14 protein-coding genes are annotated in these 15,993 nt (G+C 59.5%); 7 read left to right on the top strand and 7 right to left on the bottom strand.

Translation table 11 applies throughout. The annotated features are described in order from the left end of the window. Positions 1–17: 17 nt before the first annotated feature. Positions 18–335, bottom strand: coding sequence for an antibiotic biosynthesis monooxygenase (locus R3E82_11185; GenBank protein MEZ5551445.1), 318 nt, complete (start codon positions 333–335; stop codon positions 18–20). A 230-nt stretch (positions 336–565) separates the two neighbouring features. Next, a complete protein-coding gene (locus tag R3E82_11180; GenBank protein MEZ5551444.1) occupies positions 566–784 on the bottom strand; it encodes a dodecin family protein in 219 nt (72 codons plus the stop codon). 265 nt (positions 785–1,049) lie between these two features. On the opposite strand from R3E82_11180, the gene R3E82_11175 reads away from it, so the two are divergent. From R3E82_11175 to R3E82_11160, 4 genes are all read left to right on the top strand, one after another. Next, positions 1,050–1,340 (top strand): hypothetical protein, encoded by a 291-nt coding sequence (locus R3E82_11175; protein ID MEZ5551443.1) that lies wholly within the window; start codon positions 1,050–1,052, stop codon positions 1,338–1,340. A 122-nt stretch (positions 1,341–1,462) separates the two neighbouring features. Then, a complete protein-coding gene (locus R3E82_11170; GenBank protein ID MEZ5551442.1) occupies positions 1,463–2,065 on the top strand; it encodes a superoxide dismutase in 603 nt (200 codons plus the stop codon). 80 nt (positions 2,066–2,145) lie between these two features. Then, positions 2,146–3,087, top strand: coding sequence for an amidoligase family protein (locus R3E82_11165; protein ID MEZ5551441.1), 942 nt, complete (start codon positions 2,146–2,148; stop codon positions 3,085–3,087). A gap of 14 nt (positions 3,088–3,101) precedes the next feature. Continuing rightward, positions 3,102–3,773, top strand: coding sequence for a gamma-glutamyl-gamma-aminobutyrate hydrolase family protein (locus R3E82_11160; protein MEZ5551440.1), 672 nt, complete (start codon positions 3,102–3,104; stop codon positions 3,771–3,773). 85 nt (positions 3,774–3,858) lie between these two features. Here R3E82_11160 and R3E82_11155 read toward each other — a convergent pair whose 3' ends face one another. From R3E82_11155 to R3E82_11135, 5 genes are all read right to left on the bottom strand, one after another. Continuing rightward, entirely contained in the window at positions 3,859–5,082 is a 1,224-nt protein-coding gene (locus tag R3E82_11155) for a cation:proton antiporter (GenBank protein MEZ5551439.1), read from the bottom strand. A gap of 128 nt (positions 5,083–5,210) precedes the next feature. Then, the gene (locus R3E82_11150; protein MEZ5551438.1) at positions 5,211–5,933 is read right to left on the bottom strand and encodes a YebC/PmpR family DNA-binding transcriptional regulator; all 723 of its coding nucleotides are present in this window, start codon (positions 5,931–5,933) and stop codon (positions 5,211–5,213) included. Between the two features lie 166 nt (positions 5,934–6,099). Then, positions 6,100–7,191: an NAD-dependent epimerase/dehydratase family protein gene (locus R3E82_11145; GenBank protein MEZ5551437.1), complete on the bottom strand. Its 1,092-nt coding sequence runs from the start codon at positions 7,189–7,191 to the stop codon at positions 6,100–6,102. A gap of 11 nt (positions 7,192–7,202) precedes the next feature. Next, a complete protein-coding gene (locus R3E82_11140) occupies positions 7,203–8,495 on the bottom strand; it encodes an MFS transporter (GenBank protein MEZ5551436.1) in 1,293 nt (430 codons plus the stop codon). A 105-nt stretch (positions 8,496–8,600) separates the two neighbouring features. Then, positions 8,601–10,940, bottom strand: a complete 2,340-nt coding sequence (locus R3E82_11135) for an MMPL family transporter (protein ID MEZ5551435.1) — start codon at positions 10,938–10,940, stop codon at positions 8,601–8,603. 209 nt (positions 10,941–11,149) lie between these two features. Between R3E82_11135 and R3E82_11130 the strand changes: the two genes are divergently transcribed. From R3E82_11130 to R3E82_11120, 3 genes are all read left to right on the top strand, one after another. Next, the gene (locus tag R3E82_11130) at positions 11,150–12,973 is read left to right on the top strand and encodes a redoxin domain-containing protein (protein MEZ5551434.1); all 1,824 of its coding nucleotides are present in this window, start codon (positions 11,150–11,152) and stop codon (positions 12,971–12,973) included. Positions 12,974–13,058: 85 nt separating this feature from the next. Further along, positions 13,059–14,459 (top strand): MFS transporter, encoded by a 1,401-nt coding sequence (locus R3E82_11125; GenBank protein ID MEZ5551433.1) that lies wholly within the window; start codon positions 13,059–13,061, stop codon positions 14,457–14,459. 49 nt (positions 14,460–14,508) lie between these two features. Continuing rightward, positions 14,509–15,900, top strand: coding sequence for a 4-hydroxyphenylacetate 3-hydroxylase N-terminal domain-containing protein (locus tag R3E82_11120; protein ID MEZ5551432.1), 1,392 nt, complete (start codon positions 14,509–14,511; stop codon positions 15,898–15,900). Positions 15,901–15,993: the final 93 nt, after the last annotated feature.

Genomic DNA, 15,993 nt, shown 5'->3' with positions numbered 1-15,993 from the left:
TCGGAATCCGAACTCAATCAACGCCTGTCTGTTGGATCCACCCGCCATTCCGCGTCGGAGAACTCACCAATGACCCGGATATCGCAGAATTCGGCCTGTTCGCTGATGATCTGTCTGACCCGCCTCTGGGCATTTGCCTCCATGGCATCGCGTGAGGATTTTGATTCCCATGTGGCTATGGCCAGCAGTACCCGGGAGTCATCCAGCTTGCGGTGCAGCCGAGTGCCTCGAGCGCCAGGTGCCTGCTGGATGATCTGACTGGCGCGTATCCAGGCATCAGCGTATTGCTCCGCCGTGTACCCATCGCGGATGTGAACTTCGAAGACAAAGATCATGAGTTCGCCACTCGTACAGGTGGTTTCACAGGTGGATCCCCGATTGGCGCGTCGCCAGGTCGGCCCGGCTCGTCGGGCGGCAGTTTTACCGGAGGTTGTGGCCGTCGATCCGGTGGAACCGGCGGGCGCTCAGGTGTCTCAGGTGGATCTGGCGTTTTTTCTCCCGGCCTCGACGCCAGTTGCATGTATCTCATGTCCTGCCTCTCACTCCCTGCTTTCCATCACTTCGTTCACTTCGTCTCTTTCTCATCCAGAGTGAAGCCGATTTTCACAGTGACCTGCCAGTGATCAATTTCACCCTTCTCCAGATGTCCACGGATGTCGGCGACTTCAAACCATCGCAGACTGTGCAGACTTTCTCCTGTGCGTTTTATTGCCTGCTGCACGGCATCTTCGATGGAGGATCGGGATGAGCCGGTTATTTCGATTGTCTTGTATACGTTGTCCATAGCTGTTTCCTTTGTCGATCAGGTCTGATAGTGCATCATTCGTGCCACTGCGTGTGCCACAACGGGATTCGTACCGCCGTAAGCGAGGCGCCCGTGGCATGTTGTAGATCTTTCACTTATTTACACCCGAAGACGCACTTCTTACCAGCAGACGGGTGCCGCTCACCAGCGCGTCCCCCAAACATCCCCGGAGGAATGCGGCTTTCAGAGCCCTGGTCTGGTTCTTGAATGCTTTCTGGGTAACGTCACAACTTGAGGTACCAAAATGCAGGACAACACCAAAGAAGCACTCGTAAGTAAAATGGAATCCCGCATCGAGCAGTCAAGGCTCGAAATCGACAAGCTGAAGGCGAAAGCCAGGGAAGCCAAGGCGGATGCGCGGTTGAAGTTGAATCATGAAATCGAAGCGCTTGAGAAAAAGAAAATCGAAGTCGAGACAAAAGTGAAGGATCTCAAAGCTGCCAGTGATACGGCGTGGGAAGATCTGAAGGCGGGTGCCGAGAGCGCCTGGAAAGCACTTTCCAGCTCTGTCAGTCAGGCATCTTCCCGGTTCTGATTGCAGAAGCTGCTATAAGCCCGCGAACAATCCATCATTGCATCCTCCTGGTGCTACTCAGCCGGGAAAAAGCAGTTAACTCAAAAAGCAGATAACTCAAAAGGCCAACGCAAAGGAGCACCATGTCGTTCAAACTCAAACCCTTACCTTTCAAGAAAAGCGCGCTTGAACCGCATATCAGTGAACGTACGCTGTCTTATCACTACGACAAACACCATGCCGGTTACGTCAGTAAGCTGAACAATGCTGTGGACGATTCAGCGCTCGCAGGCAAGACCCTCGAAGAGATCATCACCAGCGATCCAGAGCAGTCGGTTTACAATGTTGCCGCTCAAGTCTGGAACCACGACTTCTACTGGCAGTCTCTGAGTCCGGAAAAATCCGGGCCGGATTCTGTGTTGTCCGACCTGATCAAAGAGTGTTTCAGATCCCGGGCCTCGCTCGAAGAGCAGTTCAAAAAAGCCGCGCTGGATGAGTTCGGTTCCGGATGGGCCTGGCTGTATTTTGATCAGGAAACCAGCCGGCTCGCTGTGAGCAGCACCAGTGGCGCCGCCTGTCCGTTAGGGAGCAATCGAGTGCCACTGCTGACGATCGACGTCTGGGAGCACGCCTACTACCTGGACTATCAGAACGACCGGGCCGAATATCTGGAGCACACTCTGATGCATCTGCTGAACTGGGAGCACGCAAACCGACAGCTCGCGCAAGCGCTGGAAACCGTTTGAAGACGCCGCGCAGGTCCAGTGGCACGGAATCTCTGCCGCTCCCGCCGGAGCCGCTTACCGAATCCGGAGCCCCGAGACGGATGGGTGTCGAGCTCGAGTTCGCCGGCCTCGATATCGACACGGCGGCAGATGTCGTTGCTGAGTATTTCGGCGCCAGCATCCAACACGATACCGACTACGAGAAGATAATCGCAGCCGGTGACTCTGGTGAGTGGGTTGTGGAAGTAGACTTCGAACTGCTCAAGGCTTTCGGGCGCAAGGTCCAGGGTGATGATGAGCCGACATTGGGGCTTGAGCTACTCGATGAGATCGCCGAAGACCTGCTCGCGCGCACGAGCCTGCCGCTTGTGCCGCTCGAGGTGGTCAGCCCGCCCATTCCCATGGATCGACTGCAGGAGGTCAACGCACTCATTGGCGCTCTGCGGAAGGCGGGGGCGCTCGGAACCGGGGAGAGCTGGGCCTATGCCTTCGGCATGCACCTCAATCCGGAACTGCCCGGGCTAGATTCCGACACCATCACCCGGTATCTGAAGGCGTTTTTCTGTCTCTACGACTGGCTGGTTGAGCACTCAGACCTGGATCTGACCCGCAGGCTCACCCCCTATATCGACCCGTTTCCTGCAGAGTACGTACGCACTGTGGTGAGCACCGGGTATCGACCCGATATCGATCAGCTGATCGATGACTACCTTGATGCCAACCCGACCCGCAATCGCATACTCGACATGCTGCCGCTGTTCAGCCACCTCGATGCACCCCGTGTGGCAGCCCGCGTGGACGATCCCCGTATCAAGTCCCGGCCCACGCTCCACTACCGTCTGCCGAACTGCGAAATCGACCGCGAGGGGTGGGATCTGGGCGGTGACTGGGCCCGCTGGCTGCAGGTCGAACATCTTGCCGCCGACCCCACGCGGCTGGACAGCCTTTGTCAGCGCTTCAGCAGCCATCTGGACACTGGTGAGAAGCTGTTCTCAGACAATCGCTTTACGATCGATCCGAGTCGCGACCTGACCCGCTTGTGAAGCCGTTGATTGCAGTGTCGGGTCCCCGCCGCGGCGCGGCCGCGCCGCGTCTGCTGGTTGCGCTCACCCTGCGCCTGAGTGGTGCACGAGTTGTACAGGTGGGTCCTGGCCGGGTGGATCTGCCTGCGGGCTCCTACCATGGCGTCGTGGTTACCGGCGGGCACGATGTTGAACCGGTGCTGTATGCCAGGGAATCTGAGGTGCTTCCACGCTATGACCGGGAGCGGGACGAATTCGAGTCCGCCCTCATCGACGAGGCACTTTCGAACGGAATACCTATGCTGGGTATCTGCCGTGGGGCACAGCTTCTCAACGTCCGGCTCGGTGGCGACCTGCATCAGGATCTGCGCAGCCACCGACACCACACATCCCACCGGAGAACCCTGTTGCCTCTGAAAGCGATCAGCATCTGCGAAAGCAGCCAATTGGCTGCTCTGATAGGTGCCACGGACATCCGGGTCAACAGTCTGCATCAGCAGGCAATAGACAGACTGGGTGAGGGTCTGAGTGTTTCCGCGAGGGACAGGGACCAGATCGTGCAGGGCGTGGAGCACAAGGATTTCGATTTTCTGATCGGTACGCAATGGCATCCCGAGTTTCTGGTGTTCAGGCGAGCTGACCGGAACCTGTTTGCCGGGCTTGTCGATGCGGCCAGACGGCGTTGCCAGGCTGAGTCAGAATCCTGAATCAGCGAACTCTTCGGGCGACGACCTGAGCCATTTCTCCAGACTGCGACCTGAGCGACGCTCATCCCCTGCCCCGATAGTGCTGTCAGGACCTGGGTGTCAGTATGCGCAGGATCAGCGGCGCTAATACTGTTGTTGTAATCGCCATGATGACCACGGCTGAAAAAAGATACTCAACGATCACCGGCGGAGGTTCTGGGACGTCGAACAGTCCTGCGCGCAGAGCGATATCTGCGATCACCAGCTCCACCGCACCTCTTGAACTCATTGCGACGCCGACCGACAGGGAATCCCGGCTGTTCATGCCACACATCCGCGCGGCGACACCCGCTCCGATGAGCTTGCTCAGGATCGCGGCAGTGATGAGCACCAGTACAAAACCCGGCACTGCCAGCAACGCGGCGCCGGACAGATGCATGCCGATTCCTGCGAAAAAGACGGGGGCAAAGAAACCGGCGGTGATGCCTTTCACCTGATCTTCCACTGCCCCATGATCCTCCTGCAGCACGCGTCGCCGGCCGAAGAACAGGCCGGCTAGAAAAGCGCCCAGAATGAAATGCACCCCCAGGGCTTCCGCGAGCATCGCGTAAGCCAGGGCGGCAATGAGCAGCATGCTGAATCCGGACTCTTCGATGTGTAACCTCTGCAGCAGACCGCCAAGCCGCGGAAAAACATACTGACCGATAATTACGGCGATGATGAAGAAAGCGATGGTCTGGCCGATGATCGTCAGTATCTCTCCGACGTCTGGTAGCGCGCCTGACGCGAGGATTGCAGTGAGAATCCCGAGCAGTACCAGGCTCAATGCATCGTCGATTACTGCAGCCGAGACGACCGTGCGGCCCATTTCCGTATCCAGCTGATCGAGGTCCATGAGCACCCGTACCGCGACGGGTACTGCGGTGATAGCCAGCGCTACCGCGAGAAAGATCGACTGTGCGAACCAGTATTCGGACTGGGGGATGTACAGCCAGGCGAGACCAACACCGGCAGCCACAGGGATCAGCATGCCGCCGATGGCAATGCTGCTGGCACGGCCGCCAGCTGAAGCCATGTCCTTGGGTCTCAGCTCCATCCCGGCCAGCATCATCAGAAAAAAGATAGCGAGATCGCTGATACCGGTGAAAATCTCGTTCTCACTGAGCCCGGAGAGTATTGGCAGTGAGTCCGCCTGCTGATGGGCGAGTATGCCCAGTCCGACACCGGCGATCAGTTCTCCCACCAGGGGCGCCTGTCCCAGTCGTTCCGCAATTTCTGCGGCGACCCGGCTCAGGGTCAGCAGGATGAGGAGGATGTAGATGAGTTCCATAGATTGCGTCTGAAATCCTGTTGCATGCACAGCGCGGCGGAATGCCGCGGTTATATAGTGAATGCAGGATTCGTGCCTGGATGGGCGGACGTTTTGTGAACCCGCAGAGCGCGGGTATCAGCGCGATGTCAGGCGATGGTGTGAAAAACCCGCTGGACGTCCTCGTCCTGTTCGAGCTTGTCGATCAGTTCCAGTGCTTCGGTCGCCTGTTCCTCAGGTAACACAGTCGGTGTGAGGCACACGTATTCCTGTTCCGCGGAGATCGGCTCGATGCCGCGCTCCTCCAGCGCCCGCTGCAGATTGCCGAATTCCTCGAAAGCGCAACGTATGACGATTTGCGGTTCTCCCTGCTCGCCTGTGCTCTCTCCCATTTCTTCGAGACCGTGGTCGATCAGGTCGAGTTCGAGCTCGTCCTGGTCGATGCCCTCCGGATTGAGTCGGAACACACCCATGTGCCGGAACAGGAACTCCACGCAGCCGGTGGTGCCGAGATTGCCGCCGTATTTACTGAACACAGCACGCACGCTCGCCACGGTGCGGTTGGTATTGTCGGTTGCGGTTTCCACGAGTACGGCTGCGCCATGCGGCGCATAGCCTTCATAGAGGACGATTTCGTAGTCCTTGGCGTCTGCCCCGGAAGCGCGGCGGATGGCGGCTTCCACCTTGTCTTTGGGCATGTTGACCGCGCGCGCATTCTGGATCACCCGCCGCAGCGCCGGATTGCTCTGGGGGTCCGGGCCGCCGGCACGGACTGCTATGGTGATGTCCTTGCCGATCTTGGCGAACTGTTTCGCCATCCGGTTCCAGCGCGCGAACATGGTTGCCTTACGGACTTCGAAGATTCGACCCACGATTGCCTCTTAAGAATTGCTCAGGATCCGCCGCCCGGTGTGTTTCCCCTGGATTCCCACGGGCAGCGCGCGGCGGAAATCTATGCGAGATTGCCCGCTGACGCCAGTACCGGATGGCAAATTCGACTGAATCGACACGCAGACACGGGTGTGCGGGCGCGCGGGGTCACGGCGTCGCCGGGATGACCCGCCGCGCCTGCAGGTCGGCAAGCCAGTGGCAGAAGCTCTCCTCCGTATTGCAGGTCTCGGTGAAGCCTGCCTGCCTGATCTTCACAGTGCTCACGAACACGGGCGCCGGCGCGTGGGTGGCTCCCACGGAAAACGCCATGTCCGCGTAGTGGTGGGATTCGCCGAGAATCTGCTCCAGTGTCAGGGGCTGGAGGTTGTGCTGGCGTACGATATCGTTCCAGAGTGTTGCGCGTGCCTGGATGTAGGCCGCGATGCTGCGTGGCTCGTCGGGGCCCGTTACCATGCCCAGTGTCCGGGCGATCGCGGGCCACATGTCCCGCCACAGGAACACTTCACCGTTGGTCAGGTTGTAGGTTTCACCTGCCGCTGCAGGTTCGCAGGCGGCCCACAAACAGGCGTTGCCCACGAGACGGACATCCACCATCTCCCAGACCCAGTCCGGTCCGCCCGGATAGCTCAACGGCCGGCCTTCCTGCTTGAGCAGGGCGGCGAATACACCGATCACCGGCGGCAGATTCATGACCACACCGTGGTTGGGTCCGACGACGAGCTGTGGACGCAGGATGGTGAAGGCGAATCCGGCTGTCTCAGACTTCGCCCGGATATAGTCCTCGTGCAGCCAGTAGAAATTGTCGTGCTCCACCCGGGGCTGATCTTCGCGCGCAGGCACCCGCATCGGTGCGACCAGCGGCCCATAGGCCTTGGTGCCCTGGAGGATGGTTACCTGTTCGAGCCGGGCGTGCTCGCACAGCGGATCGAGGAGATTGGTGAGCATCCGCCCGTTGGTGACGATCTGCCCGGGATCCTGCCAGCCCTGGATGAGACCAGGCAGTTCGTAGACGGCGGTATAGACAACGTGGGTGACCGCGGCCAGTTGCGGCGCCATCTGCGCACACGACTCGGCATCCTGGAGATCGAGGCTGATGTGCTGGTACCTGCGCGGGCCGATGAGTTCGGGGGAGCGGCGGGAGAGGGCGATGACCTCCCAGCCCGCATCGCAGAATGATATGGCGGCCGCGGTCCCGACCAGTCCGCTGGCACCAACGATCAGGACAGTCCCCTTAGTCATGGCGCTTCCGGCTAGTGACTGGCGGTGCGTGCCAGATCACCTGGCAGATGGAAACCGGCGCGCCAGTAGTGGAAGGCCGCCCAGATATTCACGAAGCCCCAGGTGAAGAGACTGTAGCGCAGGGCGTCCTGCTCGAACGTCGCAACCAGCAGGTCGGAAAGTATGCCGACCGCCGGGGGACCGAACACGAAACCGATGAAGTTGAGGATGAAAAGCAGAACGGCGGCTGCGACGGCGCGCATGCGTACAGGGGCAAGTCCCTGGGTCTGGGCGAAGGTTGTGCCCTGATAGAAGTTACCGAGCATCACCGGGATACAGAGGAGTATCAACGACAGCCACCAGGCATCGACAAGAAATGCCGCGGCACCGAAAGGAACCACCACGATCAGCGCCAGTGCGACGACCCAGAGATACCAGCGGGTGTCTCTTGCACCGAAGCGGTCGGAGAGCCAGCCCCCGGCAACTATGCCCAGCCCACCGGGAATGCCGAGCACCAGTCCCAGCCAGAACCCTGCCTCGGTGAGGCTCATATCGTGGCTGCGGACAAAGAAAGTAGGCGCCCAGGTGATGAGACCATAGCCCACGAAAGCCGTCAGGCCGCCACCCGTCGCCAGGTGCAGAAAAGAACGCCGGTCTGCCAGATGCCGGAATACCTCGATGATCGTGGGATTCTTCTGCACTGCGCTGAGAACTGAGTGGCCATCCGCGTGCCCCCGGGGTGGTTCTTTCACCGTGAGGAAGACAACGACCGACAGCAGCAGACCGGGGATGCCGACGATAAAAAAGGCCGTGCGCCAGCCGAAGGTGTCGGCGATGGCACCACCTGCAAAGAGGCCGAACATGATGCCGATCGGGATACCCAGCGAGTAGACGCCCAGTGCTGTGGCGCGATCTTTTGCGGGATAAAGATCCGCCAGCATTGAGTGTGCCGAAGGACTGCAGCCCGCTTCGCCGATCCCAACACCGATGCGGGCCGCCGCCAGTTGCCAGAAGTTCATGGCGAGCCCCGACAGTGCGGTCATGCCGCTCCAGATGGCGAGAGACAGACCGATCAGGTTGCGGCGATTCCAGCGGTCGGCGATGAGTGCAAGCGGCATCCCCAGAGTGGCGTAGAAGACGGCGAATGCGGTACCAGACAACAGACCCATGCCGAAATCCGAGATGCCGAGGTCTGCTTTGATGGGTTCGATGAGGATCGACAGGATCTGCCGATCGATGAAATTGAAGGTATACACGACGACGAGCACGCCGAGTGTGTAGCGCTTTACGGCATCGCTGATCAGGGGTTGGGTGACTTCAGACAAGCGCTTGCACCTCGATTGGAGAAGGTTCAGTGACAGGCGCTTTGTCGCGCAGATCTGTTATACACGCTCCGCTTGAAGAACGGCAACATGCAATCTGCTCTGACGCTACACGCTGATCGTGGATCTATCTTCCGCGGATCCATCTTCCGTGGATCCTTTCGGCCTGGCTGTACCCCAGCGACGGTCGAACATGATCAGCAGCGGCGGCAGGAACAGCAGATCGAGCAGCAGCGCTGCCAAAATGATGGGTGTGAGCAGCAGCGCGACGTTCTGGAAGTAGAAGGTGTTGGAGAAAACCAGGATGAAAGTACCGACCGCGAGAGAGAGTGTCGTGATGGTGATGGCTGACCCTGCTTTGTCCAGTGAATAGCGCACGGCGCGTTCCGGACTAAGACCCTGTCGAAGTCCGGTGATGTACTTGCTCAGGATATGCACCGAATCGTCCACAACAAGGCCGATACTGATTGAGAAGAGCATCAGCACATACGGACCGATCTCTCCCACCAACAGGCCCCAGAAGCCGAACACGATGGTGGCGGGGAACAGGTTCGGTATGACGCTGAGCAGACCGTAACGCAGGCTCTTCAGCCCGATGATCAGTGTCAGCGTAATCAGCAGGATACTCACCGTGAAGCCTTCCATCAGTTCCCGGGTGATGGCCTGGTTCAGGCGGGCGCCCAGAATGCTGTTGTCACCGTGCAGTACCCGATACTTCGGATCCACGTTGGCGGCAACCCATTGTTCGATCCGGTCGTTGAACGCCACCAGTTGTGCGTTCGACAGATCCGAGGTGCCTACCACCAGACGTATCGCAGAAAAGTCGGTGCTGAAAATCGGTTCCAGACTGGGCTCGATCTCCTGGATGAGCTGATAGCTCACCAGGTAGTCGATGATCTGCAGCTTGTCCTCGGGCAGCCTGTCGAATGTCGGATCGTCGTTATGTTCCGAGAGGTTCATCGAGCGCAGCAGGTCCGTGTAGCTGGCGACAAAGCTGGCTTCCGGCTGGGTTTCCAGCCAGCGGGAGAGTTCGTCAACCTGGCGGAGGAAATCCGGCTCGGTGATGCCGTAGTACGCATCGCTGAAGATGCCGTAGACGAGGCTCTGATCGTTGCCGATCTTTTCCGCCAGAGCGGTCATCACATGATGCAGGTCAGACTCCTCGTCCACGAAGCTCAGCCGGTCGAAGTCCATCCTGTTGAGCGGCAGCATCAGCAGCGTCGCGACGATCAGAACGGTGCATCCCCAGAACAGCGGAGGACCGCGTTTTTCCACCAGTTCGGTGACCTGCTCGATGAAGATGCGGATACCAAGCGGTTTCGGGGTTTTTGCAACCGGCATGAGCAGAATGACAGCCGGCAGCAGGGTGATGCTGAGGATGTAGGCCCAGACCACACCGATGGCGACGATATTGCCGAAGCCGTAGATGCCGGGTGACGTGCAGTAGTTGAGACTCAGAAAACCCATGGCGGTGGTGATTGTCGCCAGGGTGACGGGTTGCAGGTTTATGAGAAGGCTCTCGCGCATGGCGGCAAGTTTCTCGAGCCCCTGGTGCAGACCCTGAGCGTAGATGGACACCAGGTGAATGCCGTGGGCGATGGCGACGACGAAGACCACGAGCGGTCCCAGGTTGGAAATCTGGTTCAAAGGGATGCGCAGCCATCCGTAAGTGCCGACAGTGAGGCCGACGGTCGCAAATGCGACCAGGAACAGGCCGAAGGAGAACGACAGGGATTTCAGGCACATCCACAACAGTGCAATCGCGACACCGATCACCAGCGGCATGAGCAGATGGCTGTCCTTGATCTGCGCCTGATAGCCGTCCCACTCGAAGAGAACACCACCCAGGGTATAGATCTGCACATCGGGAAATTCTTCCCGCAGGCTGTCTCTGAAGGCCAGAATCGATCTGGCGATCTCCAGTCTGACCGCCTGCTCGTCGGTACCCGGGCTGTATTTCAACTGGGCGAGCGCCATGTCTCCGGACGGGGACAGTAGACTCCTGGTCAGGTCCTCGTCAGCCAGTGCAATTGCTCGAATCTCGGCAAGGTCGGCATCGGTGAGCCTGTTCAGCTCGGGGATCAGGAAATCCCGATCGTAACGTTCTGCATCGGTATCGCTCAGGCGTCGATTGATGAGAGAACCCACCGCGATTGCGGAGTCGATCTCGGTGAACCGCTGGTCCAGTGCTTCCATGGCACGCAGTGCCTCGAAGCTGAAGACATCCGGCTCGGCCTCGAACACGAAGAGCACGCTGCTCGTGGCCGGGAAGCTCTCCCTGACCTCATCCACTTCGGCCTTATAGGGATCACCGTCAATCAGGATGGCACTGCTGCTGCTGTCGAGACTCGTGTGCTGGATACCGGCGATCACCGCGGCGCCGAGGAGCAGAGTGAGCAACGCCAGTGCATGACGCCGGTCCAGCAGTTGTTCGATGAGTGCTGACATGAAAGGTGAGTGCCTGCTTGAGTGGACGCACATTGGGGTTTATCCAGACGGCTGGCAGGGTGGCATATTCCGGAGTACGAGTGTAGTGGCCACGCCAGCCCGGAGGGCGAGTGTGCAATGAGCCCGCGGTGGGAACCTGCTCAGTGTCCGGGATTTTCCGGGGCAGGGATGTGCTAGAGTCGAGCGGTTTTTCCGGGGTGAGAGCAACCATGCGTATGAAGGTATCCAATTCAGCAGCCGGCTCCCCGGTCGGAAAAGTGCGCCGGGTGGGGGTTGCCCTGTTTCTGGGCCTGGCGGTGTTTGAAACGGCGATTGCAGATCCGGTCCGGGTGAGTGACTTCTCGCTGCTCGACCACGAGGGAAAGTTTCATCAGCTCAGCTACTACGGCGATCAGAAAGCGGTGGTGCTGGTGGTTCAGGCCAGCGCCAGCCAGTGGCTCAGAGACCGGCTCCCTTCATTGAAGCTCGTCCAGAATGCCTGGCAGTCGCGGGGTGTGCAGTTCTTCATGATCAACCCGACGCCTGACGCCAGCCGGGAAGTTGTGCAGCGTGAAGCCGAGGTGCACGCCTTCGGAATGCCCGTGCTGCTGGACGAAGCTCAGCTGGTGGCAGAGGCTCTGCAACTCGAGCAGGTGGGGGATGTCCTGGTCATCGACCCGCACCGGCTGACGCTCCTTTACCGGGGAACCCTCGGTACAACGACTGCTGCAGATCTCGAAAACATCCTCAGTGCGCAGACATCCGGGCAGCCGGTTGAGACGGTGGTAGAGGTGGCGGCTGACGACGCCACGGCGGCCAGTCTGACCTTCCCGGGCCGGGAACTCGGGCAGATTTCCTATACCCGGGATATCGTGCCGATCCTCGAAAACAACTGCGTGTCCTGTCACCACGACGGCGGTATCGGTCCCTGGTCCATGAACAGCCATGCGATGGTGCGCGGCTTCGGACCCATGATCAAAGAGGTGATAACAACCCGGCGCATGCCGCCAGGACAGATCGACACCCGTGTCGGCCGGCCGATCTCGAATGCTGCAGGTTTGAGTATCGTCGAACAGCAGAAGCTGATTCGCTGGATCGATGCGGGATCCCCGATCGACGGTGAGACGGATCCGCTGACCGCGCTGTCCTTCGACAATCGAAAATTCACTCTGGGTGAACCGGACCTGGTCTACAAAGTACCGGCGCAGCAGCTGCCGGCCTCGGGTACCGTAGATTACCGATACGTACCTGTGCAACTCAACCTGGATCGCGATGTGTGGATCCGGGGCATGGAATTCGTGCCCGGTGACCATAAAGCACTGCATCACGTCATTGCCTATCTGCAGAGCCCTGCGGATCGGCGTAAACGCAGTCAGCAGAGCGTCGCCGCGCGCGGTGAAAGTGTGGGTGGCTTTGCGCCGGGGCGCCAGGCGGACTCCTTTGGAGAAGAAGGCGGGAGACTGATTCCAAAAGGTTCCAGTCTGCTGCTGCAGATGCATTACACGACCTACGGCAAAGCCACGGTCGATGAAACGGAATTCGGCATCTATCTGCACGATGCGCCGCCGCGCTGGGTCATGAATGAGGCGATTGCCGGTCAGCGCCGGTTTCTGGTTCCGCCGTATGCTAAAGAGCACAAACTCGAAGGTGAATTTCAGGTGGAGCGCGACGCCTATCTGCACGCAATGATGCCGCACATGCACTATCGCGGGAAATACATGAACTACAGTGCCATTTACCCGGATGGCAGCGAAGAGCTGCTGATGTCAGTGCCGAAGTACGACTTCAACTGGCAGTTCAACTACCAGCTCGAAGAGCCGGTCCTGCTGCCTGCCGGAACACGACTGGTGGCGCGCGGGGCGATGGACAATTCGGATCGCAATCCGGGCAATCCGGATCCGAGCAGACCGGTGCACTTCGGACTGCAGACCATGCATGAGATGTTCTTCGGGTTTACGACACTGAGATATGTGGAGAAAAAATCCGAAGACCCTGCGCAGGTCGCAATGCCGGCAGCGGAGCGTCAATCCGCCCAGGGTATCGCCTCGAAGTGAAGTCGCGCGGGCTCGGCCGCCGGTCAGGCTTTCTGGCGCAATTTGCCTGGTATGCTCTCGCCTGAAGAAACGGGGGGCTTCGATCATGGGGGGTCAGGATCTGGACGCGGCGGAGGACGCGAAGTCCCCTGCGCCTGAGTCAAAGGCGCCTGAGGCGGATGTGCCGGGGTCGCGCATTCAACAGGTCAGTCCGGAGTACCGCCGCTATGCGATCGGTCTGCTGTTCTTTGTCTACGTGTTCAATTTCATCGACCGGCAGATCGTCACGATTCTGGCGGAGCCGATCAAACAGGACCTGCAGATAGCAGACTGGCAGCTGGGCCTGATGACGGGTACGGCTTTTGCGATCTTTTACTGCACCCTCGGAATACCCATCGCGCGACTGGCGGAGCGGCGCAACCGGCCCTGGATTATCGGACTGTCGCTGGCAGCCTGGAGCGGGTTCACAGCGCTGTGTGGAATTGCGCAGAATTTCTGGCATCTGGTGCTCGCACGGATAGGCGTCGGGGTAGGGGAAGCCGGCTGTACGCCCCCTGCCCATTCTCTGATTGCCGACTACACGCCCAAGGAACAGCGGGCGTCCGCAATGGCGTTTTATTCCATGGGTAATCCAGTGGGTGCTCTGATTGGTGTGGTATCTGGAGGCCTCATCGCGGATGCGTTCGGCTGGCGCACCGCCTTCCTGGTGGTGGGTCTGCCCGGACTGCTCCTCGCGGTTCTGGTGATCCTGACGCTGGTGGAGCCGCGTCTGAAGGCAGCGGCAGCGGTGGCGCGCCAGGCAACACAGACAACCCAGTCTTCCTTCGGCGATGTGTTGCGGGTGCTGCGGGGCAAACGCACGTTCTGGTACATGGCGATCGGTGTCTCCATCGTCGCCTTCATCGGCTACGGCCACGCGCCCTTCGGCGCATCGTTCTTTCTGCGTGTACACGGCGCGGAAATCGAACAGCTTGCTGCCCAGTTCGGTCTGGGTCCCATCGGCTTCGTCGGCCTGGCACTGGGTCTCATACTTGGCATCGCTGCGGGTGTCGGGGTTTTCCTCGGTGGAATCATCGCCGATCGCTACGGTGCACGTGATCTGCGCGCCTATATGGGCATCCCCGGTGTAGCGGTGCTGGCTTCAGTGCCGATTTACACGATGGCGCTGCTGATGCCGAGTTTTCTGCCGATCCTGCCCATTCTCGCCCTCAATTCTGTCCTGGTTTCCCTGTGGCAGGGCCCCGTCTATGCCACAGTGCAGAACATCGCGCCGGTGCACATGCGGGCCACAGCCGCTTCGATCTTTCTCTTCATCGCCAATCTCATCGGCCTGGGCCTCGGACCGCTTGCCGTGGGGCTTGCCAGCGATATCCTGGCGGGACCCTTCGGCCTCGGCTCAGCTGAAGGGGTGCGCTGGGCGCTGATCGGTTCTCAGTTTCTGGCCATCCCCGCCTTCATCTGTTTCTGGCTCGCGCGCCGGACGATTCGCGAAGAGATGGAAGAATAGGATTTTCGTACTATCGCTACCTGCTTAAGTTCCTCGGGAGGGATGCAACATGATGACAGCGGACGAGTACCGGGCGTCTCTGAACGATGGCCGTGAAACTTACTTCGAAGGTCAGCAGATCGATGATGTGGCGGCCGATCCGATCCTCGGTATCACGGTGGATTCTGCCGCCAGGGGTTACGAGAGATTCTATGATCCGGCACCCGGAGCGGTTGGCGCCTTCATGAAAGTACCGCGTTCGAAGGAGGAACTGCGGGAGCAGGTGGAACTTCACGAGACGGTGGATCTGCTCACCCATGTGACCTACGCCTCGATCATGACCCTGCTGACTGCTGCCGATCGAATAGAAGCCTCCCTGCCGGAGAATGCCGCGCGTATTCGAAACTGGGTAGCGGATGCACAGCGCCGGGATGTGCGGATCACCCAGTGCATCACCGACGCCAAAGGTGATCGGAGTCGGCGACCGGGCAACCAGGATGATCCGGACCAGTTTGTGCGCGTTGTGAAACGGCGTAAAGATGGCATCGTCATCCGCGGTGCGAAGCTGCATATCTCTGCCGCCTCGATGGGCCACGAACTGATGACCATTCCGACCAAATCCATGAAGCAGGGCGAGGACCAGTACTCGGTGGCCTGCATGGTCCCGGTAAACGCACCGGGAGTGAAGATCATCAACACCACCTACGCCCCCCGCCATGCGGATGTACGCGACTTTCCGATCTCGAGCAGACATCACACTCCGGAAGGCTTCGTGATCTTCGACGATGTGTTCGTGCCTGCTGAGCGGGTGTTTCTCGACGGCAACCCGGAACTGGCCGGGATCTTCGCCCACTCACTCGGTCTCTGGGAGCGACTCGGTGGTCTTTCCTCGATGGTTACCAAATACGAAGCACTGGTGGGATTTGCGCAACTTATATCCGAGGTCAACGGTCTGGATCGCACGAGTCACATCAAGGAGAAGATAGCCGAGATGCTGATCCATGCGACCCTGATACGGGCAACCCTGGAAGCCGCGATCGAGAATTGCCAGATCACCGCAGACGGCGTCGCTTTTCCGGATGAGCTGTTCACCAATGCCGGTAAATATCATGGCGCCGCTAACTGGTCCCTGATGGTTCGCCATCTGCACGACATTGGCGGCGGGGCGATTCTGACAGCGCCTGCCATGGCGGATCTGGACAACGAGGAGGTCGGTCATCTGGCCCGTAAATACATGTCGACGAGTCAGGCTGTGGACGGCATCTTCCGCACGCGACTCTTTCACGCGATCCGGGACCTTACAGCAGATGCGTATGGCGGCTGGAATGCGGTCACCAATATCCAGGCGGGTGGCGGGCTCTATGCACAGCGGATCGTTTCACGCATGCACTATGACATGGATCGGGCAAAGCGCACGGCGCTGGAGATGGCCCACCTGAACGAGTACATCGGTCAGGTCTGAAACCAGTTTTTTTCCTTTATTGCAGGTCAGGTTCTTCGCGCCAGTGACCCACCGCAATCGACCTTCTACCAGTCTGAGCGAGCTTCACCGTCA

It is taken from the genome of Pseudomonadales bacterium (genome assembly GCA_041395945.1).
GTDB lineage: Bacteria > Pseudomonadota > Gammaproteobacteria > Pseudomonadales > Azotimanducaceae > SZUA-309.
Note: the sequence above shows the minus strand (reverse complement) of the source record. Positions and strands in the feature narration are given on the sequence as shown.